Consider the following 25528-nt stretch of genomic DNA (forward strand, 5'->3'; position numbering starts at 1 on the left):
CTCCCCTCGCCCGCCTACCGCGCCTCCTCTCCTCGTTGTGAGAAGACCGGGGCGCTTCCCTGATCGACACTGGCCGAAGCCCCTGCCCAGGAGCCCCCGGCCAAGAAGGCCGCTCAGCCCAAGGACCCTTCATGCTGCCACGACTCGCCTTGTTTCTGATCGCGCTTCTCGCCGCCTTGCCGGCGCGGGCGGACGACGTGCTCCAGACGGATTATCGCATTTCCCTGATCGGCCTGCCGGTTGGCCGCGCCCATTTCGAAACCCGCCTGTCGCCGACTCGCTACAGCGTGTCGGGCACCCTGTCTTCGGCGGGCCTTGCGGAACTTGTCTCATCCACGCGTGGCACGAGTTCGGTCTCGGGCCGCATCCGGCCCGACCGGCTCCTGGCCGAGCGCTACCGCCTGCAATACACGAGCGACAAGAAGTCCTGGCGCGCCGACGTGCGCTTTTCCGGCGGGCGCGCCCTGTCCTCAGAGGTCGCGCCGCCCGCGCCCTCCCCGCCGCCCTCGGACTTCATTCCGGTCAAGCCCGCGCAGCTTGCCAACGCGGTCGATCCGCTGGGCGGGCTGATGCTGAAGCCGGGCAGCGATCCGGCCTCGGTTTGCCGGCAGACCGCGCCCTTCTACGACGGCTGGTCCCGCCTCGACCTCGTTCTGTCGCCCGGCGACGGCGCGCAGGATTTCACGGCCGACGGGTTCACCGGCAAGGCCATCGCCTGCAACGCCCGCATCCGGCCCGTGTCGGGCTATCGCACCTCGTCCAACGGGCTGAAATACCTGCGCGATCGCACGATCCAACTCTGGTTCGCCGAGGTGCGGGACAGCGGCATCTACGCCCCCGTCTATGTCCGCATCCCGACGCAGGTCGGGCCGCTGACGCTGACGGCCACGCGATTCGCCAAGCCTTAGAAGCCGGGACAAAACCTGCCAGGCTGGGCTGGCCGGGTCTCGTCCCGAGTTCTCAGAATTCCAGCGTGCCTTCGATCAGGATCCGCACGTCGCCGCCGATCATCACGTCCGATCCGCGCGGGCTTACATGGACGCGGCCGTGCCGGCCGATGCGCGTTCCCTGCGCGGCGACATAGGGCGCGTCCAGCCGGCCCTCCGCCTGAAGCCAGCAGGCGATGGCGGCGTTGAGCGAGCCGGTGATCGGGTCCTCCTTGATGCCGTGCCAGATGTCGATCATGCGCACCTCGACATCGGCCTCGCTGCCCGCCGGGTGGGCGCCGAGAAGGCCGATCGCCCGCTCCTCGGGGAAGCTCGCGCCGGTGGCGTCGGCGGCGAGAACGGCGGCGGCATCGCGCAGCTCCAGGAACTCCCAGACCGGGCCGTTGGTCAGAAGCGCCGAGCGCAGGACATCGGCGGGGTCGATGCGCAGGGCCTTCACGGCCGAGTCCAGCCGCGCGGCGTCCAGCGGCTCGACGCGGGTCGGCGGCGCGACGAAGGCCGGCCGCTCGCCCGAAACGTCGATCTCGATCAACCCGACAGCGCATTCCTGCCGAACCACGCCGGGTGTCCTGGGCCGACCTCCCGCGTGAAGCCAGCTCATGCAGCTGCCGAGCGTCGGATGGCCGGCGAACGGCAGTTCGCGACTCGTGGTGAAGATGCGCACGCGATAGTCGGCTTCGGCGTCGGTCGGTGGAAGAAGGAAGGTCGTCTCGGCCAGATTGGTCCAGACCGCGAAACGCTGCATCGCCTCGTCCGACAGGCCCTCCCCATCCAGCACCACGGCAAGGCCGTTGCCCCGCGTGGGCAGGTGAGAAAACACGTCGCACTGGATGAAACGCCGTTGCATGGCCGATTCCCGATTCGTTAGATGATGAGGGAAGACTATCGCATCTTGTCGCAGGCGGCAGCCATCGGGCCCCATTCCACACGCTCAAAGCGAAGGGGCAATGGAACGAACCCGCATGGTCACGCTGGCGCAGGGGAGCTAAGCGTAGGATGAGCGCAACCTAGAGGCCGTGCTCCCCATCGGCCGATCCATTCGGAAGGCGAAACGACGAGCATGTGCGTCCTGTGCGGCAATCTTCTCCATCAGGCGTCCGGCGCTCTCGCCGGCGATCTCTCGTTTCAGGCGCTCGGAAATGCCGATCGCGGCGGCACCGCCTCCAATGGCAAGCCGTCGCTGGCATCGGACGCGGCCGGTGCGCAGATCGGCCGCTACGACTTGACATGGAACGGCCAAGGCGCGGGCGCCCTCGGAAAGGCGGCCAACCTCACCTACGACTTTCGCACCGTGGCGCCGAGCCAGATGCCGGGCGACACGAGCGGCTTCTCCGCCTTCACGCCGCAACAGGCCGCCCAGGCCGAGATCGCGCTCCAGTCGTGGGCCGATGTCGCCAACCTGACGTTCAAGCATGTCAGCGCAGGCGCGGCGACGAAGGCGGGCGCGGCCGACAGCGCGCAGATCCTGTTCGGCAACTATAGCAGCGGCATGGCGGGGGCTGCGGCCTTTACGTATCTCCCCGCCAACGCCGGCAAGTCCAATCTCGACGGCGACGGCTGGTACAACTCGTCCTATGGCTACAACACCAGCCCGGAAAATCTGGCCTTCGGGCGCTACGTGCTGACGCACGAGATCGGCCACGCGCTCGGCCTCGCCCATCCCGGCGACTACAATGTCGGCACCGGCACCCCGACCTATGCCTCGAGCGCGGTGTATTACGAGGATTCCGGCCAGTACACGATCATGAGCTACTGGTCGGAGATGGAGACGGGCGCCAATTTCGGCGGCGCCGATCCCTCCTCGCCGATGATGGACGACATCAGCGCCATTCAGCGCCTCTACGGCGCCAACATGAACACCCGCACGGGCAACGACACCTACGGCTTCCATTCCAACACGGGGCGCGACTTCTTCTCGGCCGCGAGCGCCAGCTCGAAGTTGGTCTTCTCGGTCTGGGACGCGGGCGGGCAGGACACGTTCGACTTTTCGCTCTACACGCAGAATCAGGTGATCGACCTGCGTGACGGCTCCTTCTCGAATGTCGGCGGTCTCGTCGCCAATGTCTCGATCGCGCGCGGGGTCGTGATCGAAAACGCGCTCGGCGGCGCGGGGGACGATCGGATCATCGGCAACGCGGCCGACAACGTCCTACGCGGCAACGCCGGCAACGACATCCTGATCGGCGGCGGCGGGAACGACACGCTGGACGGCGGCGCGGGCATGGACACGGCGGTGTTCTCGGGCACCCTCGCCAGCTACGTGCATCAGCTGGCGATGAACGCGACGGTTATCCTGCACGAGAACGGGGCGACGGATCGGGCTCAGTCCGTGGAGCGCTTCGAGTTTTCCGACGGCGCGGTGCGGCTCGACGCCAGCCAGCCGCTGTTCGATCCGTTCTTCTACCTGAAGACCCAGCGCGACGTTTACGCCTCGGGCTCGGACGCGCTCGCCCATTTCCAAAGTTACGGCGCGCGCGAGGGGCGCGATCCCAACGCCTATTTCAGCGTGTCGGGCTATCTCGCGGCCAATCGCGACGTGGCGGCGGCGGGGGCCGATCCGCTCCGGCATTTCGCCGCCTTCGGCCAGAAGGAAGGGCGCGATCCCTCGCTCGCTTTCGACGTCAAGCTCTATCTCAAATTCAACCCGGACGTCGCGGCCTCCGGCATGGGTGCGCTCGAGCACTTCCTCCTGGCGGGGAAGGCCGAAGGGCGGGCGAGCTACAAGATGATCGGCGACGGGTTGGGCGCGGACGGGTTCGACGCGACCTATTATCTCTTTGCCAACCCGGACGTCGCCGCCGCCCATGTGGACCCTCGTCAGCACTACACCACGAGCGGCTACCTCGAAGGGCGCAAGCCCAACGCCTTGTTCGACACGCGCTTCTACCTGAAGACCAATCCCGACGTCGCCGCCGCGCATGTCGACCCGCTCGCCCATTACAACGCGAGCGGCTGGCGCGAAGGGCGCGACCCCGCCGCCGCCTTCCACACGGCGGACTATCTCTCCAAGAACACGGACGTGGCGCTCGCGGGCATCAACCCGATGGACCACTATCTCGCCAGCGGCATCTATGAAGGCCGCGGGATCGCCGACTTCAGCGCCATGATCTCCTGACGTCCAGGCGCGGCTGCGACACGCCGCCGCGCCGCGCATCCGGGAAACACCGAGACCGTTGGGTGGCCAAGGAACCACCGACACTCGGGAGACCCCCATGTCCACCACGGCTGAGCATACCGACCCCAAGCTTTGGGAGAAGGTCAAGGAAAAGGTCACGAAGGGCGCCAAGGGCGGCAAGCCCGGCCAATGGTCCGCCCGCAAGGCGCAGATGGCGACCGCCGAATACGAGCGCGAGGGCGGCGGCTTCAAGGGCGAGAAGCGCAAGGACAACAGTCTGAAGCAATGGCAGGAAGAGGACTGGGGCACCAAGTCCGGCAAGAAGAGCGGCGAGACCGGCGAGCGCTATCTGCCGAAGGAAGCCCGCAAAGCGCTCTCGGACGACGAGTACAAGAAGACGAGCGACAAGAAGCGCCGCGACACGAAAAAGGGCAAGCAGCACTCCGCCCAGCCCAAAGACGTGGCCGAGAAAACGGCGGCGCACCGCGACAAGGGCGGCAAGGCGGCGGGCGATCGCAGCAAGGCCGAGCTCTATGCTGAAGCCAAGAAGCGCGACATCCCCAACCGCTCCAAGATGAGCAAGGCCGAGCTGGAAAAGGCGCTCGCGCACTGAACTGCATGTGAAAGCCTGAGAGACTGTTTGATCACTCGGCGGCGGAGAGCCGCCGAGTGATTCCCGTCCGGAGACGAAGAGCAAAGCTCAAGTAATGCCGCCTGGCATGGGCAAGCATTCGCGACGGCGTCGGCCGCGAAAAGAACCGATTAGCCAGCCTGCACGAGACTTTTGTCGGGCGCTTTGAGTCCGCGCGTTCCCGCGCGCCGGCTACCAAACGGGCTCTGAGCAAGCTGGCGGTGGCCATCTCCGCCGACTGTAGCTCCTTTTTGCGCATTCTCCCGTTCCTGGATCGCTCCGCCTCAGCAGCGCGAAACGCGGCTCAAGCATGAGCAAATCGACCAGTGCCCGCCGAACCGTTTGACCCCGCCCCTTCCCTTCGCTACCCGCAGAGAGGGCTGCGAAGAGGGAGAGCGATGGCGACGGCACTGGGGTTTTCGGCCATTCTCATGTGGTCGCTTCTGGCGCTTCTGACGGCGCGGAGCGGGGCCGTGCCGCCTCTCCAGCTCAACGCCATGTGCTTCGCGCTGGGAACGCTGGTCGGGCTCGTCGCGCTGCGCGTCCGGCGCGTGCCGCTCGCCGTGTTTCGCCAGCCCCCAAGCGTGTGGCTCCTCGGCATTGCCGGCCTGTTCGGCTACCATGCGCTCTACTTCGCGGCGCTACGCAACGCGCCGGCCGCCGAGGCGAGCCTCATCGCGTATCTCTGGCCGCTCCTGATCGTGCTGGGTTCGGCCATGCTGCCGGGCGAGAAGCTGCGCTGGTTCCATCTGGTCGGCGCGCTCCTGGGTCTTGGCGGTGCGGGGCTCATCATCGCCGGTCGGGGCGGCGGCCTGTCCTTCGAGGGCAGCCATGGGTTCGGCTATGCGCTGGCCGGGCTCTGCGCCCTTACGTGGTCCAGCTATTCGCTGCTCTCGCGCCGCTTTCGCGACGTGCCGAGCGACGTGGTAACAGGCTTTTGCGCGGCGACGGCGCTTTTGTCCCTGCCTGCGCACTGGATGTTCGAGACGACGGTCTGGCCGGCCTCCCCCAGCGAATGGCTCGCCATTCTCCTGCTCGGCCTCCTGCCGGTCGGCGCGGCCTTCTATGTCTGGGACTACGGTGTCAAGCGCGGCGATATCCAGCTGCTCGGCGCGGCCAGCTACGCCGCGCCGCTTCTCTCGACGCTGGTGCTGATCCTCTTCGGCGAGGCCAAGCCCTCCCTCGCCCTGGCCCTCGCCGCCTGCCTCATCACGCTCGGCGCCGTCCTCGCCGCCCTACCTCTGTTCCGGCGCCTCATGGCCAAGCCTTCAGGATAGCGCGGACGGCGAACTTCGTCCGGCAAAGAGCTTCCTCCAAAAGCCGCCTTGGGTGGAAGAAACCGTCGTTTGAAAATATGAAGCACAATTTCCAGCGCAGTCTGTTTACTGCCCTAGTAGGTACTCCGCAAAGTCCTCACTGAAGTTCCATCGGGGCACATCGTTCCGCCTTACATCATAGATGGCGCCATAGTTTTCGAAGATCTGGAGTTTGGCAAGAAGCTCGTCATGGTCCTCGTAGTAATAGCAAAAGAACGGAATTAGGCCAGGGTTGTAGATCATATATTTGTAGAGGGCGATGATCTCTCTAGTCAGCGGCTCAGAATGAATGTCAGTCCGCCTCTCGCCGATGAGTTCCGGCATTTTCGCTTCCAAGCTCGCAAAGTCCCGGCCCTTTCGAACGACGTATCCTCGAAGTTCTACTGCTGCTGCTGCCTCAGCAAACGTCTTCCATTCGATCAGGTCGGCGACATCGAAGGCGGAGTCATCCGCGTCAACGAGTCGACTGCACTGCTGGCAAAGCCATATGCCGTTCTCACCCGCTCGCCGACCTTCGGTCGTCAAGTGTTCGTTGAAACGTGGACCGCCCTGCGAAGCGGCGGTGATGTGTGCAGCCACGCCAAGACTTATGGTGCCGCCGTCTGCTCCGGGACCACTCGTTGGCTTGCGGCAGCCTGGATTCGAACACCTGAACCCGACGCGCTTGGCCAAACGCTGAGCTGTTGCCTGCGTAAAATCATCCCTCATGAGACCTGTCTAACCAAAAAATCCTTCGGCGCCCAAGCGGCTCTACGAGGCTCCGCAACGATTAGTTCCCCACAGCCCTCCCGAGGCCGACTTAAAGGACCCATTCACCCGCCCCGCGCCGGGCGCGGGGTCGGGCGCCAGTCCTTGGGGGCCATTTCGAAGCTCTCGAAGCGGAAGCCGGGGGCGACGGTGCAGCCGACCAGCGTCCACTCGCCGAGGCTCGTCGCCGTCTGCCAACAATTGGCCGGAACGACGATCTGCGGCAGTTCTCCGATCAGGACGTTCGATCCCAGGCGATGCGACGAAGCGTCGTGGCCGTTGGGCGAGAGGGTCAGCGCCAGCGGACCGCCGGCGTGCCAGTGCCAAGTCTCGGCCGCGTCCGTCACCCGGTGCCATTCCGAGGTCTCGCCCGTATCGAGGAGGTAGAGGATCGCGGTGGAGCGCGACCGCCCCTCCCCGTCCACCGCCGCGTCGCGAAAGGTCTCGCGATACCAGCCGCCTTCGGGATGGGGTTCGAGCCGCAGTTTGGCGATGACGTCGCGCGCTTTCAATATCCGTTCCTCCTCTCGCGCAGGGCCGCGAAAACCGCGACGGGATCGGCGCCGGCCATGCCGAAGGCCGCCTGCAGCTCGGGATCGTCGGCACGCAGGAACGGATTGGTGCGCTTCTCGCGTCCGAGCTGGACGGGCAGGGTCGAGCGATGCTCGACGCGCAGGGCCTCCACCTCCTTCACCCGCTCCTGCAGGAGGAGATTGCCCGGATCGACATCCACGGCGAAGCGCGCGTTGGTGGCGGTGTATTCGTGGCCGCAATAGAGCATCGTGTCGTCCGGCAGGGCGCGCAGGCGTTGCAGGCTTTCCCACATCTCAGCGGCGTCCCCCTCGAACAAACGCCCGCAGCCGAGCGAGAATAAGGCATCGGCGGCAAACAGCGCCTTCTCGCCGGGCAGATAGTAGGAGATCTCGCCCGCCGTGTGGCCCGGCGTGTCGATCACCTCCACCTCGATCGCGCCCAGCGCGAAGCGCTCGCCGCCGCGCACCGGCCGGTCCAGCCCGGGAATGCGTGTCGCCTCATCGGCGGGGCCGATGATCTCGGCGCCGAAGCGGGCCTTCAGCGCCTCGTTGGCGCTGACATGGTCGTCGTGGTGATGCGTCGTCAGGATGTGGGTGAGCCGCCAGCCCTCGCGCTCCAGCGCCTCAAGGATCGGCGCCTCCTCCGGCGCGTCGATCGAAAGCGTCAGCCCGGCTTCGGGATCGTGGACGAGCACGCCGAAATTGTCCCGGCGGCAGGTGAATTGTCGGATCTCGGCTGTCATCGCGCGGCGTCCCCTCTGGCTTGTCGGATGAGACATAGAGCGCCGGGCGCCGGAGCCGAAGGGCCCCACGCAAAAGCCCGGTGCCAAGCGGCGCGGTGTGGGGTAGGGTCCGCCCGAACGAGGCAGCCGCGAGGTTGGGATTGAACGCCGACATCGTCGATATTCGGGACTTCTACGCGACACGGCTGGGCGAGGCCGCGGTGCGCTCCGTTTCTACCGCGCTGGAGCCGATCTGGAAGCCCATCTCGCAGGAGCGGCTCGTCGGGATCGGCTATGTCACGCCCTATCTCGACAAGCTGTCGCGCGACGCCGAGCGGGCGCTGGCCTTCATGCCGGCGGCGCAGGGGGCAACGAACTGGCCGCCGCAGGGCCGCTCGCTGACCGCCCTCGTCCACCCCGCCGAACTGCCGCTGGGCGACGCCTGCATCGACCGCATCCTGATGGTCCATGCGCTGGAGTTCGCCGAAAGCCCGACCGAGATGCTGAACGAAGCCTGGCGCGTGCTCGCCCCCGGCGGGCGTCTCGTCCTCGTCCTGCCGAGCCGGCGGGGCGTCTGGACGCGCTTCGAGCACACGCCCTTCGGCTCGGGCCGGCCCTGGTCGCGCGGTCAGGCGACGCGGCTCCTGCGCGAGACCATGTTCACGCCCTCGGGCTTCTCCGAAGCATTGCACTTCCCGCCCTTTCGCCGGGCGGGTCTTCTCAATCTCGTTGGCGTCTGGGATCGGATCGGGCGGCGCTGCTGGCCGCTTTTCTGCGGGGCGATCATCCTGGAGGCGACCAAGCTCGTCTATCGCGGCATTCCCGTCACCCATGGAGAGAAGCAGCGGCTGAAGCGCCTGCGCCCGGTTCTGGTGCCGCACGGCGCGCCGGCGCTGCATCGGGAAGCGGAAGCGGCGCGCCCGCCGCCCGGCCCCGGCGGCGAGCCGGCCTGACGCTCCTCCTACAACCCTTCCTCGGAAAGATCCCATGCAACAGCGCAAGCTCGGCCCCGATCTCAGCGTCTCCGCCCTCGGCCTCGGCTGCATGGGCATGTCGGAATATTATGGCGCGGGAAACGACGCCGAGTCGCTCTCCGTCATCCATCGCGCGCTCGATCTCGGCCTGACCTTTCTGGACACGGCCGACATGTACGGCGTCGGCCACAACGAAGAACTGCTGGGGCAGGCGCTGAAGGGCCGGCGCGACAGCGTCGTCCTCGCCACCAAGTTCGGCAATGTGCGCGGGCCGAAGGGCGAGCGGCTCGGCATCAACGGCCGGCCCGACTATCTCAGACGCGCCTGCGACGCCAGTTTGAAGCGTCTCGGCGTCGAGATGATCGACCTCTACTACCAGCACCGGGTGGACCCGAACGTGCCGATCGAAGACACGGTGGGCGAGATGAGCCGCTTGGTGGAGGAAGGCAAGGTGCGCTTTCTCGGCCTGTCGGAGGCCGGCGTGCCAACCATCCGCCGCGCCCATGCAACCCATCCCATCGCCGCCCTTCAAACCGAATACTCCCTTTGGAGCCGCGAGCCGGAGGAAGACATCCTGCCGACCCTGCGCGAGCTCGGCATCGGCTTCGTGCCCTATTCGCCGCTCGGGCGCGGCTTCCTGACCGGGCGCTTCACCTCGACCGAAACCATTCCCGAGGACGACTACCGCCGCACCTCGCCGCGCTTCGTGGGTGAGAATATGGAGAAGAACCGCCGGCTGCTGGTGACGGTGGAGGGTGTCGCGGCGCGCCACGAGGCGCGGCCTTCGCAGGTGGCGCTGGCCTGGGTTCTGGCGCAAGGCTCCGACATCGTGCCCATCCCCGGCACCAAGCGCATGAAGTACTTGGAAGAGAATGCCGACGCGGTGAATGTCACGCTGTCGCCGGACGATCTCGCCGAACTGGACGAGGCCTTCGCGCCGGGCAAGGTCAGCGGCGCGCGCTACGGCGAGGCCAGCATGAAGTCGGTGGGGCTGTAAGAGCCGACCGTTTCGAAGGAATGATCGGGGCGGCCGCCGACAGCCGCCCCAAGCGAACTTACTTCGCGGCCTTGGCGGCCTCCTCGATGACCTTGGCGACCGCCTCGGCCTTCGAGATGTAGAGCGCGTGGCTGCCCTCGACTTCCGTCACCTTGGCGCCGGCGCGCTTGTACATGGAGCGCTGCAGGTCGGGACTCAGGGTCATGTCCTTGGTCGCGACGATGCCGTAACTCGGGCGGTCGTGCCAGGCGGCAACGGGCACGGGAGCCTGGAAGGCGGCAAGCGCCACCGGCATCTGCGAATGGGCCATGAACTCGGCGAGGTCCTTCGGCAGATCGGCGCCGAAATCGGCCGGGAACTTGGCGGGGTCGAGGAACAGGAAGTTGTCCGGCGTCGGCTTGATGTCGTTGGACGGGCTCGGCATGGACTGCACGAGCTGGCCGGTGCTCTCGCCCATTTCCGGTTGCAGCGCGGCGACATAGACCAACGCCTTCACCTTCGGATCATCGCCGGCGGCGGTGATGATCGTGCCGCCATAGCTGTGACCGACGAGGACGACGTCGCCGTCCTGCTGGTCGAGCACGCGCTTGGTGGCGGCGACGTCCTGGTCGAGCCCGGTCAGCGGCTGCTGCACGATGCTGACCTTGTAGCCGTCCCGCTTCAGAATGTCGTAGACGCCGCGCCACCCCGCGCCATCCACCAGCGCGCCATGGACGAGCACGATGTTGCGCGCCTCGGCGAAGGCGGGAAGAGCGGCGGCGGAGGACAGGAGAACGGCGGCGAGGCCGAGAGCGGCCGTGCGGAGTGCGGTCATCAGGAAGAGCTCCATTTGATTATCGCCGCATTACATGCCGCGATAATCAAATGGGCGCAAGCGGATTCTTTGGCCACGCTTAAATATCGTGCGCGATCGTTCGAAGCCATGCGCGGTTCCAGCGACAAGGGCGTCTCGCGTGCCTATCGCTTGAGAACGAACACCGCCTGCTGGCCGAAAAGGTTCCAGAACCACCAGGGCATGCGCATGCCCATCCGCTCGCCGGCGGCGTTCAGCGCGATAGCGCTTTCCACTTCGGCGCCGACCTCACGCGTCAGCTCGACGAAGTCGCGGATCGTGCAGAAATGGATGTTGGGCGTGTCGTACCAGGCATAGGAGAGGTTGCGGGTCACCGGCATACGGCCCTTGAAGAAGAGCGAGAAGCGCACCGACCAGTGGCCGAAATTGGGGAAGGACACGACGACGCGCCGGCCGATGCGCAGGAGTTCGGCCAGCACCAGCTTGGGATTTTCCGTCGCCTGGATGGTCTGCGACAGAATGGCATAGTCGAAGGCGCCGTCGGGATAGTGGACGAGGTCGCGGTCAGCGTCGCCCTGGATTACCGACAGGCCCCGCCGCACGCATTCGTTGACGCCGGGCTGGGACAGCTCGATGCCGCGCGCGTCCACCCCCCGCCGGCTTTCCAGAAGCGACATGAGCGAGCCGTCGCCGCAGCCGATGTCGATGACGCGAGAGCCTTCCGCCACGAGATCGGCGATGAGGGCCAGATCGTCGCGCCGCTCGGGCGTCTGCGCCACCTCGGCGGTCGTGGGAACGGGTGCGGCCGTCGCGCTCATGGCTGGAGACCCCTGGCCTTGGCGGCCGACGAGACGAAGCCCTGCACCGCGCCGAAAAACTCCGGCTCCTCCAGGAGGAAGGCGTCGTGGCCGCGATCGGTCTCGATCTCGACGAAGGAGACCGAGGCCGCGTTGGCGTTCAAGGCGTGGACGATCGAGCGGCTTTCGCTGGTGGGAAACAGCCAGTCGGACGAGAAGGACACGAGGCAGAAGCGCGTTCGCGCGCCCCGGAAGGCCTCGGCCAGCCGGCCGCCATGCTCGGCCGCGATGTCGAAATAGTCCATCGCGCGGGTGAGATAGAGATAGGCGTTGGCGTCGAACCGATCGACGAAGGTCATGCCCTGGTGGCGGAGGTAGCTCTCGATCTGGAAATCGGCCTCGAAGCCGAAGCCGAGCTTCTCGCGGTCCTGCAGGTTGCGCCCGAACTTGCGATGAAGGGCGGCCTCCGAAAGATAGGTGACGTGGGCGGCCATGCGCGCCACCGCCAGCCCCTTGTGGGGGCGCGTGCCGTATTGGAGATAATGGCCACCGCGCCAGTCGGGATCGGCCATCACCGCCTGCCGGCCGACCTCGTGGAAGGCGATGTTCTGCGAGGAATGGCGCGCGCCGGTGGCGATCGGCAGCGCCGCGAAGACGCGGCCGGGATAGGCGACCGTCCATTGCAGGCACTGCATGCCGCCCATGGAGCCGCCGATCACGGCGAAGAGCTGGTCGATGCCGAGCCGGTCGATCAGCATGGCCTGCGCCCGCACCATGTCAGGAATGGTCAGGACCGGCAGGTCCAGCGCATAGGGCAGGCCGGTCGAGAGATCGATCGTCGCCGGCCCCGTCGAGCCCATGCAGGAGCCGATGACGTTGGAGCAGACGACGAAGAAGCGATTGGTATCGATCGGCTTGCCCGGCCCGATCAGGGTTGACCACCAGCCTTCCTTGCCGGTGACGGGGCTGCGGCTCGCCGCGTACTGATCCCCCGTCAGCGCGTGGCAGACATAGATCGCGTTGGATTTCGCCGCGTTCAGCTCGCCATAGGTCTCGTAGGCGATGTGAAAGGGCGAGAGCGTGCGGCCCGCGTCGAGGCGCAGCGGCTCGTCCTCGCCGAAATAGGCGACCTTGGACGAGGGCTGGCGGGCCTCGCGGATGCCGAGGTTTTCCCCGGTGACAGGATCGGCGATGATGGACATGCCTATCCTGCTATCGACTGGCGCGAGCGAGCGCAACATTCTTCGCCCAAAGCCCTGCCCCGCCGGCCCGCGTGCCGCTCGACAAGCCGGCGCGGCGGGTCTATTCGACCCCTCGAAACCTTCCCCGCAATCTTCGCAGGCTCGATCGTCATGTCCGAACAGCGCGCGCGTCCCGTTCCCAAGCCCGGCGTTCTCGACATCGAAGCCTATGTGCCGGGCAAAAGCCGCGCGCCGGACGGCGTCAAGCTGCACAAGCTCTCCTCCAACGAGACGCCCTTCGGCGCCTCGCCCAGCGTCCAGGCCGCCTTATCGGAGGTCGCGACGCATCTCGAACTCTATCCCGACGGGCAGGCCAATGCCCTACGCCAGGCGATCGCCGAGGTGCACGGGCTGAACCCCGCCAACATCCTGTGCGGCAACGGCTCGGACGAACTGCTCGGGCTTCTGGCGCAGGGCTTCCTGCAGGCCGGCGACGAGGCGGTCCACACCGAGCACGGCTTCCTCGTCTACGACATCTACATCCGCGCGGCGGGCGCGACGCCGGTCGTGGCCAAGGAGCGGGACGAGCGCGCCGAGGTGGACGCGATTCTTGCCGCCGTTACCCCGCGCACCAAGATCGTCTTCCTCGCCAACCCCAACAACCCGACCGGCACCTACCTGCCGGCCGACGAGGTGCGCCGCCTCCATGCCGGCCTGCCGTCGGATGTGCTTCTGGTGCTGGACGCGGCCTATGCCGAATATGTCCGGCGCAACGACTATGCGTCGGGCGTCGAGCTCGTTTCGGAGAACGAGAACGTCGTGATGACGCGCACCTTCTCCAAGATCCACGGACTGGCGAGCCTTCGCATCGGCTGGATGTACGCGCCGGAGGCCGTGGTGGACGCGCTGGATCGCATCCGCGGCCCCTTCAACCTCAACGCCATGGCGATCGCGGCCGGCGCGGCGGCGATTCGCGATCGTGCCCATGTCGACAAGACCGTGCGGCACAACGACGAATGGCTGGAGCGGCTGACGATCGAGCTGACGGCGCTCGGCCTTCGCGTCACGCCTTCGGTCGGCAATTTCGTGCTGGTGCATTTCCCCGAAGGCGCCGGGCGGACGGCGGCCGACGCCGACGCCTTCCTGACCGAGCGGGGCTTCATCCTGCGCCGCGTCACCGGCTACGGCTTTCCCAACGCGCTGCGCCTGACGATCGGCTCGAGCGAGGCCAATCACGGCGTGCTCGCCGCTCTCGCGGAGTTCATGGCCCGATGACCACGCCGCTCTTCGACAAGGTCGCGCTGATCGGCATCGGCCTGATCGGCTCCTCGATCGCCCTCAACATTCGCGAGCGGGGCCTCGCGCGCGAGACGGCCATTGCCACGCGCCGACCCGAGACGCTGGCGCGCGCCCGGGAACTCAGCCTTGGCACGAGCTACCATCTCGACCCGGCCGAGGCGGTGGACGGGGCCGATCTCGTGATCCTCTGCCTGCCCGTCGGCTCCTGCGGAGCGGCTGCCGCCGCAATGGCCCACAAGCTGAAGCCGGGCGCGATCGTCTCCGACGTCGGCTCGGTCAAGGCGGCCGTGGTCTCGGCCGTGCAGCCGCATCTGCCGGCCCATGTCCATTTCGTGCCGGGCCACCCGATCGCCGGCACCGAACAGTCCGGCCCCGATGCCGGCTTCAAGGAACTGTTCGAGAACCGCTGGACCATCCTTACGCCGCTGCCCGAGACGGACGAAGCGGCGACGGAGCGGCTCGCCCGCTTCTGGCGCGCCACCGGCGCCATGGTGGAGACCATGACGCCCGAGCACCACGACCTCGTGCTCGCCATCGTCAGCCATGTGCCCCATCTCATCGCCTACAACATCGTCGGCACCGCCGCCGATCTCGAGACCGTGACGCAGTCCGAGGTCATCAAGTTCTCGGCCTCGGGCTTTCGCGACTTCACGCGCATCGCCGCGTCCGACCCGACCATGTGGCGCGACATCTTCCTCAACAACCGCGAGGCGGTGCTGGAGATGCTGGCGCGATTCTCGGAGGATCTGGCCTCGCTGCAGCGGGCCATCCGCTGGGGCGACGGCGATTCGCTGTTCGACCTGTTCAGCCGCACGCGCACCATCCGCCGCTCCATCGTGGAAGCGGGGCAGGACACGGCGGACGCCAATTTCGGACGCCAGAAGCCCCGCAAGGATGCCTGGGACGAGACCGGCGAGACCGTTCCGGGCGAGTAGGCTCGCCCGGAATCGCTTTTACCGTTGGCCGGTCTTCGGCCAGCTTAGATACGCGGAATGCGGCCGAGCGGGATGAAGCCGAGCCGGGCTTCGCCCTCGCGCACCTGAACGTCGACCACGGTCTTGCCATCCTCCTGCCGCCCGGCAAAGCCGAGCGCGCCGGCGATCGTGGTGGCGAGCCCGCCGGTGCCCGGCACCAGAACGCCGATCAGCCCGGCGATCGACTGCGGGTCCTCCACCGCGAGGCGGAAATCGCCCGAGACTTCGCCGCTCTGCGACACGCGGAAGGGGCCGGACAATTGTGCCCCGCCGCCGCCCGGCAAGGAGAGGCTCAGGAGCCGGATGGTCCCCGCCTCGCCCCGCAGCGCCTGCGAGACGTTGGCGCCGGGAACGCCCGTGCGCAGCCAGCCCGCCGCGCCGTCCAGCGTCAGGTCGGCCGCGAGGTCGAAGGGCGGCAGTTCGGGCAGGCCCGGCAGCGTCGCCGTCACCGCCGCGTCCGTGAGGGCAAGGTCCAGCGCCGCGCCGTTCTGCCTCGCATGGGCCTCCAGTCGCTCGGAGCGGGCGAGCGGCGCGCCGGCCCCCTCGCCTTCGCGCACCGAGACGACGGGCGCCTCGACCACCAGCGAGAAGCGCTCCAGCCCTTGCGTCCAAAGCGAGGTCGAGCCCTGCATCAGGCGCCAGCTGAGATGAAGCGGCGGCAGGTTCGGCGCGGTGACGAGCGCGGGGCCGGCCAGTTCCGCCACGATATGGCTGGGGTCGTAGATCTGCGCGGCGGTGCGCAGCGAACCGGCCGAGGCGCTGACGCCGTTCTGCGGCGCCTCGACGCCGATCCGGTCGCAGGACAGGCCGAGCCGGAACGGAAATCCGAAGACCTGCCGGTTCTCGCACAGGACCGTCGCCCCGCCGCCGCCCGCCGCCTCCAGCGCCGAGGCGATGCGCCGGTCGAGCTCGCCGGCCAACCAGTACCAGCCGCCCGCGCCCAGCGCGACGAGGATCACCACCAGGATGATGAGTCCGCGCAGCGCCCGCGCGGCGCTGGAACGGCGCGGCGCGCCTGCCTGAGAGCTTGACCTTGCCATCGTCTCGTCCTTTCTGCGCCCGATCGGGCGTCGAGCCCGCGCCGCGTTCCGTCTCGGGCGGATCGGGGCGGGCGAACCGGCCCGCTTGTGGCGCGCCGGGGAAGGGAATGGCAAGCGGTATGGGCGATTTGTGGGTGTTCGGCTACGGCTCGCTGATGTGGCGGCCGGGCTTCGCGTTCGAGGAGCGGCAGAAGGCCCGGCTGGGGGGCTTCCATCGCTCGCTCTGCATCTATTCCCATGTCCATCGCGGCACGCCGGAGCGGCCGGGGCTGGTGTTCGGGCTCGATCGTGGCGGCTCCTGCGTCGGCATGGCCTTTCGCGTCGCCGAGGCCGGGCGCGAGGAGGTGATCGCCTATCTGCGCGAGCGCGAACTGCCGACCAATGTCTACAAGGAAACCACCCTGCCCATACGGCTGGAGGACGGGCGCCCGGTGCGGGCGCTCGGCTTCATCGTCGATCGCGGCCATTCCCAATATGCCGGGCGGCTCGATGTCGAGACGGCGGCGCGGCTGGTGGCCGGCGGGCACGGGCAGTCCGGCCCCAATGTCGACTATGTCCGCTCGGCCTTCGAGGAGATCGGCCGCCTCGGCCTCACCGACCGCTGGCTTGGCGAGGTTGTGGCGCGGCTTTAGGACGAAGCGGGCGTAGGCACCTGATCGAGATGGGCGGCCAGAAGCGGGCTGACTGGCAGCGCGGGATAATCGGACAGCGCCTCGCGCATCAGCGCGTCGGAGCGCGCCTCGATCCGCCCCCCCAGTTCGCCCAGCAGCGCCGCGCGCGTCAGGCCCGGGCCGATCGGGGGCAGGAACTCGGCGCGGATCGTGCCGGGCTGGCGGCGCACCGCCTTGCGCGGCCAGAACAGGCCGGAATTCAGCGCCACCGGCACGATGGTGAGCGACAGCGCGTCGTAGAGGAAATGGATGCCGGGCCGGTAGTTCGGTGTCGCGCCCGGCGCGGCGCGCGTGCCTTCGGGGAAGATGATGATCTGCCGCCCATCCGCGATCGCCTTGCGCGCCTCGGCGAGCAGGCTCGGCAGCACGGCGCCGCGCCGCTTGCGGTCCACGGGGATCATGCCCATCCGCTGCGCGTACCAGCCGAAGACGGGAATGCCCATCAGCTCCTTCTTGAGGATGAAGGTCGGCTTCTCCAGATGGGGCAGAAGCGCGATCACCTCCCAGAAGGACTGGTGCTTGGAGGCGACGAGGACGGGGCCGGCGGGAATGTTCTCCTGGCCCGTCAGCTCCGAGCGCGTGCCGGCGAGCCAGCGCAGGAGGAAGAGGCTGCTGCGCCCCCAGCTCTTGACGATCCACCAGCAGGCCCGCTCCGGCAGGAGAAAGAAGACGGGGAGATAAAGCAGCATCTGCCCCGCCAGATTGGCGTAGAACAGGATCTGGAAGACGACGGATCGAAACAGCGTCATGAACGGGATCGCAAAGCCAGGCGGAGCTTTGAGCCCGAAGCGTCCCCACGGGCTCTCGACCGGTCTCATACGAGGCTTTGCGGATTATTTGAAGGACGCTTGCACCCGATCGTGGCCGGCGATGCGATGTTCCCGGTCTTGCGCCATCACATTGTGCCAGGCGACGCGCGCCTTCACCGCCAGGACCTTGGCATATTCGGTCGCCAGCAGCCGCAGCCCGAGCCGCGTCGGCCAACCGTCGGGGCGCCAGAGCTTGTCGGGCGAGACGGGATAGGGAACGATTTCCGGCGCGTCCGGCACGTCGGCCATCTCCAGGAGCGAGCGCGGAATGTGATAGTCGCTGGTGACGAGAAGCAGGCGGCGGAACCCGTGCTCGCGTGCCCAGCGCGTCGCCATCTCGGCATTGCCGATCGTGTTCAGCGCCTCGTAGTCGAGATCCACGCAGCACTCGAACAGGCCGGCGTCCGTGCCGGTGGTGCGCGCCAGCGCCCGGGCGCTGGTGCCCCGGTTGACGCCGCTCACCAGAAGCCGCTGCCCCTCGCCGCTGCGAAGCAGGTCGATGCCCTGCTGCAGGCGCTGCTCGCCGCCCGTCAGCACCACGATCCCGTCCGCCCTCGCGGCGGTCGGCGGCGTGGTGAGCAGCGCGACATCGCGCGCGAAGCGCACGAAGCCGCCCGCGAGATAGGCGCCCGAGGCGAAGCCCACGAGCAGCAGGACGAGCGCGAGCCTTTGGCCCCGACGCCGTTTCCGACGCCGGGCCTCCGCTTCCGTCCGTTCGCGCTCCAGACCTCCCAAGCCCGTCATGCCCATTCAACGCTGGTTCTCGATCATTCGTTCACGCTTCCACCGGCGAGAGCATGTCGATGGCGGCCAATTGCCGGATGACGGTTATGCGAGACGTGACCGCCGTCAACACTCCGATCAGAACAATCAGCGCCAGCACGCCGCCATAGCCGGTCCAGCCGATGGCGAAGGAGCCGAACAGGGCGCTGATCTGGTCGGCCTCGGGCGTCGCCTGGTTGGCCGCGGTCCAGCGGCCGAAAAGATAGAAAACCAGCAGCGCCACGGCCCCGCCCGTCAGCGCGCCCATCAGCCCGAGCTTGAGGAAATGGCGCTGGAACTCGGCGGCGATGAAGGAGCCCCGCGCGCCGACGAAATGCAGCACCTCGATAATGTGCCGGTTGCCCGTCATGGCGCCGCGCGTGGCGAAGACGACGGTGAGAACCGTCGCCACCAAGACCAGCGCCAGGATGGCGATGCCGGTGAGCACGGTGGCATGGGCCATGGAAACGAGGCGCGAGACCCAGGCGCGGTGATCGTCGAGGCTCGCCTGGGGCACCGCGTCGCGGATCGCCTTCCCGAGTGCCGCGAAGTCGGGCGGCGAATCCTCGTCGATGGCGATCACCACGAGGCGCGGCACGGGCAGCTCGTCGAGATCGAGCCCTTCGCCGAGCCAAGGCTCCAGAAGCCGGCTGGTGGCTGCGTCGTCCATGACGTCGGCCGACAGGACGCCGCGCGTGCCGAGCGCGATCATCTGCACGTTGCGGAGAGCCCCCGCCATGTCGAGCCCCTCGTCGGGCCGGATCTGCACGGTGACCTCGCGCGCGATCTGCGACTGCCATTGCGCCGCCGTGTCGGACACGAGCGTCACCGCGCCGACCGTCAGGCTGGCGAGGAAGGTCATGATGGCGATGACGGTCAGCAGCGCCCGTCCGGCGACATTGCCGGGCGGCACGATCGGCGCCTCGCGGCTGGCGGCGGGCCGCAGCGCGAGGCGCGAAGGCAGGCGGGAAACGATCCGGTCAATCATAGATGTCGAGCCGCCCCTGCCCCAGAACCAGCCGGCGCGCCTCGACCTGCTCCATCAGGGCGAGGTCGTGTGTGGCGATGACGACGGCGGTGCCCGTCCGGTTCAGCTCCATGAACAGGCGCAGGAGCCGGCGCGCGAGCGGCGGGTCGACATTGCCGGTCGGCTCGTCGGCCAGAAGAATGTCGGGTTGGTCGATCAGCGCGCGGGCGATCGCCGCGCGCTGCTTCTCGCCGCCCGAAAGCACCAGCGGCGGCGCGTCGAGCCGGTCCCCCAGCCCTACCCAGCGGATGAGGTCGATCACGTCCTGCCGGTAGCTCGCCTCCTCCTTGCCGCGCACGCGCAGCGGCAGGGCGACGTTCTCGTAGGTGGTCATGTGGTCGAGCAGGCGAAAATCCTGGAACACGACGCCGATGCGGCGCCGGATGGCGGGAAGGTCCGTGCGCTTCAAGGTCGCGGCGTCGCGCCCGAGCACGGTGATCGTGCCGCGCGTCGGCTTCAGCGCCAGGAACAGCATGCGCAAGAGGCTCGTCTTGCCCGCGCCGGACGGGCCCGTCAGGAACTGGAACGAGCGCGCGCGGATCTCGAAGGTGAGATCGCGCAGCACCTCCGGCCCCATGTCGTAGCGCAGGCCCACATTCTCGAACCGGATCAATCCGTTCCGCCCTTTCCTCTGGTCCCGCGCGAAGGCCGAAACGACCGCGTCGGGCGCCCTTCCTTCGCGCAGCTTTCGGGCGCCTTTCGGGCTGCCCGGGGTCAGTTTGGCACCAAGGTCTTTACACCTTGTTAACCATGCGAGCTTACCGATCCCTGACCAGACGGCCTCCTCCCGGCCTCGACCTCAGCACTCAGGATCGGCCCATGCGCTCCCGCCAGGCTTCCTCCGCCGCCCGTGCCTACGACCCGACGCCCTGGCGCGACAGCGTCGGCCTCGTGATCGACCTCGAAGCCCGCCGCCTCGCGCCGAGCGAGCCGCCGCAAGCCCAGCCCGCCGGCCCGCGCGCGCCCTATACATGGGACGATTTCGAGACCGCGAACAGCAACCACGCCCCGCCGCCGCGCTCGCGCGATCTCGGCTCGCGCCGCACCGGTGCGCGCGACATGTCGGCCGAAACCCGGCTGATGATTAGCCTCTTCGCGCTTCTGTTCTTCCTGGTCGCGCCGGCCCATATTGCGCCCCCAACACAAGCGCCCGTCGTGGCGGGAAAGGGAACGCCATGATCCGGGTTCGCGGCAAGACCATCGAGACGCTCTTCTCGGAAGAGGAGATCGCAAGCCAGATCGAACGGCTGGCCGCCGAGATCGCCGCGCGCAAGCCCGAGAACCTTCTCGTGGTGGCGGTGCTGAAAGGCTCCTTCATCTTCGCGGCCGATCTCATCCGCGCGCTGCACAAGCAGCATGTCGCGCCGGAGATGGAGTTCATCCAGCTTTCCTCCTACGGCACGGGCACGGTCGGCGGCGACGTGCGCATCGTGCGCGATCTCGACGGGCAGATCGCCGGTCGCAAGGTGCTGATCGTCGACGACATCCTCGAGTCGGGCCGCACGCTGAAATTCGCCCGCGAACTTATGCTCTCGCGCGGGGCGACGGGCGCCGAGATCGCGGTCCTCCTCGACAAGCGCATGCGCCGCGTCGTGGAACTGGAGGCCGATTATGTCGGCTTCGAATGCCCCGACCATTTCGTCGTCGGCTACGGCATGGACGTCGCCCACACGTTCCGCGAACTGCCCTTCGTCGGTCGCGTCGTGAGCTAAACTTCGTTTCATCCTTCGTTCACCACGCTTAGTAAGGCTTCGCACAAGGATACTGCGGAATAATCCGCAGACGGGCGCGTGCTTGCCCGTTTCCGACCGGGTCGATCCGGTGTGTGGGAGTTGCGGACCATGGCGAGAATTCTGATCGCGGAAGACGAAGCGGGTGTGCGCCTCCTCGTGGCCCGCGCGCTGCGCATGGAAGGGCACGAAGTCGTCATGGCCGAAGACGGCGAGATGGCGATCGACATCCTGGCGGAGGAAAACGGACGCTTCGACCTCGTCCTTTCCGACATTCGCATGCCGGCCCTGACGGGCATCGAGCTGGCCTATGCCGCGCGCGCCGCCTTCCCGGACCTGCCGATCCTCCTGATGACCGGCTATGCCGAGCAGCGGGAAGCGGCCGAGGACCTCAGCGAGATCATCATGGGCGTGGTGGACAAGCCCTTCACGCTCGCCGAAATCCGCCTTCGCGTGGCGCAGGCGCTGCGCGATCCCGCGGCGGACGAAGACTTGTTTCTGATGCGCCGCTACGGCTGAGGGCCGAACGGCGAAGAAAGCTTCACGATTTTCCAAACCTGACAGGTTTCGAAGGGCGGCCCTCGGGTCGCCCTTTTGCGTGATCGCCCCGCTCAGCGCCGACGCGCGACGAAGAACAGGCGGGGGAAGGCGAGAAGCCGGCGCCCGTCCGCCCGCTCGCTATAGAGCCGCGTCATCTCCTGCGTGTAGCGGCCGAGGAAGCGCTCGCGCTCCCGCTCGGGCAGCCGGTCGATGAAGGGTTTGAGGCCGGTGGAGCGGAACCAGTCGGTGATCGCCTCGGCGCTCTCCATCGGATGCTCGTAGACCGTGGTCCAGACATCCACCTCGCTCGCCTCACGGATCAGCCAGTCGTAATAGGTGACGCGCGTCGCGACCGCCTCCCGCGCCTCCGAGAAGCCCTCGAAGAAGTCGGCAAACTCCGGCTCGGCGGCAATCGCGCGCATCGCGGTCTGGCTCGGTTCGGCGAGATTGTCGGGGATCTGCGCGGCGAGAAGCCCGCCCGGCGCGACCTGGGCGAACAGGGCCGGCACGAGGCTCTCGTGACCCAGCACCCATTGCAGCGAGGCATTGGCGAACAGAAGATCGAAGGGCCGCTCCGCCTGAAACCGCCCGATGTCGCCCTGTTCGAAGCGGCAGGTGGGCAGGCGTCGGCGCGCTTGCGTCAGCATCGCCTCCGACGTGTCGAAACCGGTGATCTCGGCCTGCGGAAACCGCTCGAACAGAAGCTCGGTGGAATTGCCGGGGCCGCAGCCGAGGTCGGCGATGCGCAGGCCCGCGCCGCCCGGCGCGCCATCCAGCCGGCAGCGGGCGAGGAGATCGCGCGCCGGGCGGGTGCGTTCGTCCTCGAAACGGCTGTAGAGCGCCGGATTCCAATCCGCCATGTCGCCTCTCCTTGCTGGGCGACCCGGTCATAGACCCCGGACGCGGCGGAGGCGAGGGTTTTACGCCGGCATCTCAGTGGGCACCGGCAGGGCCAAGGTTTGGAGAAGGGACGTGCTGGACGCGCGAGAGACCATCCCACTTCATCCCGTCACTCTCCGGCAAGGCCGGTCGGTAGGTCGATGACGAAAGCTCCGTTTGCGGACGCCCCGCTCGCATAGGGCCGACCTGAAAGGATGACTGAGAACGGACAGCCCAAGGCCGCACCAACTCAGCCTCGGCCTGCCCCCACGCGACGGCGCACGAGATCCGAAGACGCTGCCGCTCCCTGTCTCGCCCGGCGCTCCAGTCCGGCCGCGCCGCACTGCTCGTCAGGGCGTGCGGAGCAGGCGCTCGAGATAGTCGCGCTCTTCCTGCGGCGAAAGCTGGCGGCCGAGCCGGTCGCGGATCTGGTCGAGGATCTGGCGCGCGCGCTGGATGTCGATCTCGTCGGGAACGCCGACATCGCTGCCGAAATCGGGCCCCTGCGTCTGTCGCTCGCGGCCGAGCGGGTCGAGCCCCGAGCGCTGGCGGCCGGGGCCGTAGCCCTGCCCCATCTGCCCCTGCCCGGGCTGCTGGCCCTGGCCCGGCTGCTGGCCTTGCCCCTGGCCCTGGCCTTCGCCCTGGCCCATGGCCTGCTGCATCTGGCGCATGGCGTCCTGCGCGCCGCGCCGAAGCGCGGCCAACGCGTCGCCCTGCTGGCCCACCGCCTCGCCGTCATTGCCCTGGCCGATCGACCCTTCCGCGCGGCCCATGGATTCGCCGGCCTGACCCAAGTCCTGGCTCGGCTGGAGGCCCTGGCCCTTCATGGCGTCCTGCAACGCCTGGAGGTCCTTCTGCAGCTGGCCCTGTTCCTTCTGGAGCCGGTCCTTCAGCGCCTGCAACTGCTCGGCGGTCGGCGGCTGGCCGCCTTCGCCGGCCTGCGGCTGGCCTACCTGCCCCTGTTGCCCCTGCTGGCCGGGCTGCTGTTGTCCCTGCTGCTCTTCCTGCTGCCGCATGCCGCGCTCGGCTTCCATCTGGCGGCGCATCTGCTGGCGGCCCATCTCGAAGGTCTCGTCCATGAGCTTCTGCTGGCGCTGCAGCATCTCGCCGAGCTGGTTCATCTGCTGCTGCATCGGGCTCTGGGCCTGCTGGCCCTGCTGCCCTTGCTGGCCCGGTCGCATGGCCTGGAGGCTTTGCATCATCTGGTTGAGCTCGGACAGAAGCTGCTGCGCGGCGTCTCGCGAGCCCGAGCGCGCCAGATTCTCGATCCGGTCCAGCATGCGGTCGAGATCCTGCGGGCGGATCTCCTGCGTCTGCCCCATCTGGCTCTGGCTCTGCGGCGGCATGTTGCGCATCGCCTCCATCATCGCCTGCATATATTGCTGCATGGCCTCGCGCAGCTCCTGCGTCAGGCGCGCGATCTCCTCCTCGCCGGCATTGTTGCGCAGCGCCTCGGCAAGCTTCTCCTGCGCGTCGCGCAGCTGCCGCTCGGCCACCGACAGGCCGCCCTCCTCGATTCCGAGCGCGATCGACCAAAGGAAGTCCACGCCCGAAAGCAGCGTCTCGTCGTCATGGGCGTTGTTGATGCGCTCGCGCGCGGCGCGAAGGGCGAGATAGTCGGTCGGCTTCGCGATGAACTCGTCGCCGCGCAGCGTCACCGCGTCCAGCATGTCCACGACGCGACGTGCCGCATTGGCGTCGAGCGCCAGGATGCGCCGCTGCTCGATCACGGCGCGCGCCAACGGATCGTTGAACCGGCGCTGCGGCAGCGTCACCTCGACGGGCGCGGATTCGCCGATCTGCCCGGCATCGTCGCGCACCTGGAGCACCATGGCGACCTTGGCCCCGGCATAGGGGCTTTCGGTGAGGTCGAGCCCGGTGCGGCCCTTGGCCTCGCCCTTGGTCCGGCGGGGCATGGCGAGCGTCACTTCGGGCACGGGAACCAGCGGCCGGGCGCCGGGCGCCACGGGCTCGCGCAGCTGGAGCAGCGCCTTGCCGGCGCTCGCGCCATAATCGTCCGTCACCGCGAAGGCGATGTCGAGCGTGTTGTTGCGGCCCGCCTTGGGCTCGCCGTCGAAACGCACGGTCGGCGGCAGATCGGGCGTGACGGCGAAGCGCCAGTCGCGCAAGGTGCGTAGCGCCGTCTCGACCCGCACCGCGCCGCTGGCGCCGAGCGGCAATTCATACTGGGCGGCGGCCGTGGCCGTGGCGGCGGGCGCAGGTGCGCTCTCCCCCGCCTCGTTGGCCGGTGCCGGATCGATGGGCGCCAGCATCTGCGCCTCGCCGCTCTCGGGCGCGAAGATCACCTTGGTGCCCTCGCCGTCAGACAGACGAAGGGACAGGATCGTGCCCTGCGGCACGTCCACTGCCGCGCCGCCAGCCGCGTCTCCCGTCAGGAAGATCGGCGCGCGGCCGGTGTAGCCGGGCGGCGTCGCCCAAGCGTCGATGCGCGCCGCCGCCAGCAAGGGCACCTCGCCGCCTTGCAGCGCGTCCGCCACCCGCCCGCCGCCGGGGCCGAAGGAATAACCGAAGGCCGTGACGAGCAGCGCCGCAAGAAGGGCGCGCAGGCCGAGCGGATCGAGCCGATAGGTGCGCGTTTGGGGCGAGCCGCCGCGAAGCCGCGACAATTGCTCGCGCATCCGCCGCTGGTGCTCGCGCCAGAGCGCCAGCGCGAACGGGTCCTCGCCCGCCGCCCGGTCGCTCTGCACGGCGAGCGGCTGGTGGAGAAGCCGGCTTTCGGACTCGATGCGTCGGACGACATCGGCGCTGTTCGGCCAGCGCAGGCCCCGGGCGCGCCAGACGAGAAACAGCCCGGCCGCAGCGAAAAGCGCCAGCAGGACGAGGCGCACGAAGAAGGGCAAGGCGGCGAAGAGGCCGAACCAGGCCAACGTCAGAAAGGCGGCGACCAGCGCCGCCACACCCATCAGAAAGGGCCAGGCGCGCTCCAGCAGGAGCGAGGCCACCGCGCCGGCGCGGGCGCGCAAGGGCGCCCGAGCGGCGGGGGGAAGAGGGGAATCGAGTTCAGCCATCACGCCGCTTCCAGG

At 68.1% G+C, this 25528-nt stretch carries 26 protein-coding genes; 12 read left to right on the forward strand and 14 right to left on the reverse strand.

Translation table 11 applies throughout. The annotated features are described in order from the left end of the window. Positions 1-131: 131 nt before the first annotated feature. Entirely contained in the window at positions 132-908 is a 777-nt protein-coding gene (locus M673_RS16250; protein ID WP_061977182.1) for a DUF3108 domain-containing protein, read from the forward strand. A gap of 52 nt (positions 909-960) precedes the next feature. Here the strand turns inward: M673_RS16250 and M673_RS16255 are convergent, their stop codons facing one another. After that, a complete protein-coding gene (locus M673_RS16255; protein ID WP_061977184.1) occupies positions 961-1794 on the reverse strand; it encodes a PhzF family phenazine biosynthesis protein in 834 nt (277 codons plus the stop codon). A gap of 213 nt (positions 1795-2007) precedes the next feature. Here M673_RS16255 and M673_RS16260 point away from each other — a divergent pair, with 213 nt between their 5' ends. The 3 genes from M673_RS16260 (at position 2008) to yddG (ending at position 5970) form a co-directional block, all read left to right on the forward strand. Continuing rightward, a complete protein-coding gene (locus M673_RS16260) occupies positions 2008-4062 on the forward strand; it encodes a M10 family metallopeptidase C-terminal domain-containing protein (protein WP_061977186.1) in 2055 nt (684 codons plus the stop codon). 97 nt (positions 4063-4159) lie between these two features. Next, positions 4160-4675, forward strand: a complete 516-nt coding sequence (locus M673_RS16265) for a hypothetical protein (RefSeq protein ID WP_061977187.1) — start codon at positions 4160-4162, stop codon at positions 4673-4675. Positions 4676-5091: 416 nt separating this feature from the next. Continuing rightward, positions 5092-5970 carry an aromatic amino acid exporter YddG gene (yddG, locus tag M673_RS16270; RefSeq protein ID WP_061977189.1) on the forward strand — a complete coding sequence of 293 codons (879 nt, stop codon included), beginning with the start codon at positions 5092-5094 and terminating at the stop codon, positions 5968-5970. A gap of 105 nt (positions 5971-6075) precedes the next feature. Here the strand turns inward: yddG and M673_RS24305 are convergent, their stop codons facing one another. The 3 genes from M673_RS24305 to gloB form a co-directional block, all read right to left on the reverse strand. Then, entirely contained in the window at positions 6076-6588 is a 513-nt protein-coding gene (locus tag M673_RS24305) for a hypothetical protein (RefSeq protein WP_148640104.1), read from the reverse strand. A 233-nt stretch (positions 6589-6821) separates the two neighbouring features. Beyond that, positions 6822-7268 carry a cupin domain-containing protein gene (locus tag M673_RS16280; RefSeq protein WP_061977193.1) on the reverse strand — a complete coding sequence of 149 codons (447 nt, stop codon included), beginning with the start codon at positions 7266-7268 and terminating at the stop codon, positions 6822-6824. Next, the gene (gloB, locus tag M673_RS16285) at positions 7265-8032 is read right to left on the reverse strand and encodes a hydroxyacylglutathione hydrolase (RefSeq protein ID WP_061977195.1); all 768 of its coding nucleotides are present in this window, start codon (positions 8030-8032) and stop codon (positions 7265-7267) included. Before gloB ends, M673_RS16280 begins: the two co-directional genes overlap by 4 nt. Positions 8033-8172: 140 nt before the next feature. Between gloB and M673_RS16290 the strand changes: the two genes are divergently transcribed. Both M673_RS16290 and M673_RS16295 read left to right on the forward strand, forming a co-directional pair. After that, positions 8173-8964, forward strand: a complete 792-nt coding sequence (locus M673_RS16290) for a class I SAM-dependent methyltransferase (protein ID WP_061977196.1) — start codon at positions 8173-8175, stop codon at positions 8962-8964. 34 nt (positions 8965-8998) lie between these two features. Next, positions 8999-9982 carry an aldo/keto reductase gene (locus M673_RS16295; protein WP_061977198.1) on the forward strand — a complete coding sequence of 328 codons (984 nt, stop codon included), beginning with the start codon at positions 8999-9001 and terminating at the stop codon, positions 9980-9982. Positions 9983-10040: 58 nt separating this feature from the next. Here the strand turns inward: M673_RS16295 and M673_RS16300 are convergent, their stop codons facing one another. From M673_RS16300 to metX, 3 genes are all read right to left on the reverse strand, one after another. Further along, the gene (locus tag M673_RS16300) at positions 10041-10796 is read right to left on the reverse strand and encodes an alpha/beta fold hydrolase (protein WP_061977904.1); all 756 of its coding nucleotides are present in this window, start codon (positions 10794-10796) and stop codon (positions 10041-10043) included. A gap of 143 nt (positions 10797-10939) precedes the next feature. Then, complete coding sequence (gene metW, locus M673_RS16305) at positions 10940-11593, reverse strand: methionine biosynthesis protein MetW (RefSeq protein WP_061977200.1); 654 nt, start codon at positions 11591-11593, stop codon at positions 10940-10942. Then, positions 11590-12774 carry a homoserine O-acetyltransferase MetX gene (gene metX, locus M673_RS16310; protein ID WP_061977202.1) on the reverse strand — a complete coding sequence of 395 codons (1185 nt, stop codon included), beginning with the start codon at positions 12772-12774 and terminating at the stop codon, positions 11590-11592. Before metX ends, metW begins: the two co-directional genes overlap by 4 nt. A 150-nt stretch (positions 12775-12924) precedes the next feature. Here metX and hisC point away from each other — a divergent pair, with 150 nt between their 5' ends. Continuing rightward, positions 12925-14028: a histidinol-phosphate transaminase gene (gene hisC / locus M673_RS16315; protein WP_061977204.1), complete on the forward strand. Its 1104-nt coding sequence runs from the start codon at positions 12925-12927 to the stop codon at positions 14026-14028. Beyond that, positions 14025-14987: a prephenate/arogenate dehydrogenase family protein gene (locus M673_RS16320; protein WP_061977206.1), complete on the forward strand. Its 963-nt coding sequence runs from the start codon at positions 14025-14027 to the stop codon at positions 14985-14987. The genes hisC and M673_RS16320 overlap by 4 nt, the downstream gene beginning before the upstream one ends. Positions 14988-15031: 44 nt before the next feature. Here the strand turns inward: M673_RS16320 and M673_RS16325 are convergent, their stop codons facing one another. Further along, positions 15032-16066 (reverse strand): DUF2125 domain-containing protein, encoded by a 1035-nt coding sequence (locus M673_RS16325; RefSeq protein ID WP_061977208.1) that lies wholly within the window; start codon positions 16064-16066, stop codon positions 15032-15034. Between the two features lie 119 nt (positions 16067-16185). Between M673_RS16325 and M673_RS16330 the strand changes: the two genes are divergently transcribed. Further along, positions 16186-16698 carry a gamma-glutamylcyclotransferase gene (locus tag M673_RS16330; RefSeq protein WP_061977210.1) on the forward strand — a complete coding sequence of 171 codons (513 nt, stop codon included), beginning with the start codon at positions 16186-16188 and terminating at the stop codon, positions 16696-16698. On the opposite strand, the gene M673_RS16335 is transcribed toward M673_RS16330, so the two are convergent. The 4 genes from M673_RS16335 to ftsE all read right to left on the reverse strand — a co-directional run bounded on the left by M673_RS16335 (position 16695) and on the right by ftsE (position 19948). Then, on the reverse strand, positions 16695-17486 hold the full coding sequence (locus M673_RS16335) for a lysophospholipid acyltransferase family protein (protein ID WP_061977212.1): 792 nt from the start codon (positions 17484-17486) through the stop codon (positions 16695-16697). The two genes, M673_RS16330 and M673_RS16335, sit on opposite strands and share 4 nt — an antisense overlap. Before the next feature lie 84 nt (positions 17487-17570). Continuing rightward, entirely contained in the window at positions 17571-18296 is a 726-nt protein-coding gene (locus M673_RS16340) for a YdcF family protein (RefSeq protein WP_244510303.1), read from the reverse strand. 25 nt (positions 18297-18321) lie between these two features. After that, positions 18322-19296 carry a cell division protein FtsX gene (locus tag M673_RS16345; protein WP_061977214.1) on the reverse strand — a complete coding sequence of 325 codons (975 nt, stop codon included), beginning with the start codon at positions 19294-19296 and terminating at the stop codon, positions 18322-18324. Next, positions 19289-19948 (reverse strand): cell division ATP-binding protein FtsE, encoded by a 660-nt coding sequence (gene ftsE / locus M673_RS16350; protein ID WP_061977216.1) that lies wholly within the window; start codon positions 19946-19948, stop codon positions 19289-19291. The genes M673_RS16345 and ftsE overlap by 8 nt, the downstream gene beginning before the upstream one ends. Positions 19949-20154: 206 nt before the next feature. Here ftsE and M673_RS16355 point away from each other — a divergent pair, with 206 nt between their 5' ends. The 3 genes from M673_RS16355 to M673_RS16365 all read left to right on the forward strand — a co-directional run bounded on the left by M673_RS16355 (position 20155) and on the right by M673_RS16365 (position 21584). Next, a complete protein-coding gene (locus M673_RS16355; protein WP_061977218.1) occupies positions 20155-20514 on the forward strand; it encodes a hypothetical protein in 360 nt (119 codons plus the stop codon). Next, positions 20511-21047 carry a hypoxanthine phosphoribosyltransferase gene (hpt, locus tag M673_RS16360; protein ID WP_061977220.1) on the forward strand — a complete coding sequence of 179 codons (537 nt, stop codon included), beginning with the start codon at positions 20511-20513 and terminating at the stop codon, positions 21045-21047. The genes M673_RS16355 and hpt overlap by 4 nt, the downstream gene beginning before the upstream one ends. A gap of 129 nt (positions 21048-21176) precedes the next feature. After that, on the forward strand, positions 21177-21584 hold the full coding sequence (locus M673_RS16365; RefSeq protein ID WP_061977222.1) for a response regulator: 408 nt from the start codon (positions 21177-21179) through the stop codon (positions 21582-21584). A gap of 92 nt (positions 21585-21676) precedes the next feature. On the opposite strand, the gene tam is transcribed toward M673_RS16365, so the two are convergent. Then, complete coding sequence (tam, locus tag M673_RS16370; RefSeq protein ID WP_061977224.1) at positions 21677-22465, reverse strand: trans-aconitate 2-methyltransferase; 789 nt, start codon at positions 22463-22465, stop codon at positions 21677-21679. Between the two features lie 369 nt (positions 22466-22834). Then, on the reverse strand, positions 22835-25513 hold the full coding sequence (locus M673_RS16375) for a TIGR02302 family protein (RefSeq protein WP_061977226.1): 2679 nt from the start codon (positions 25511-25513) through the stop codon (positions 22835-22837). Between the last annotated feature and the right edge of the window lie 15 nt (positions 25514-25528).

Source organism: Aureimonas sp. AU20 (genome assembly GCF_001442755.1).
In the GTDB taxonomy this organism is placed as follows: domain Bacteria; phylum Pseudomonadota; class Alphaproteobacteria; order Rhizobiales; family Rhizobiaceae; genus Aureimonas.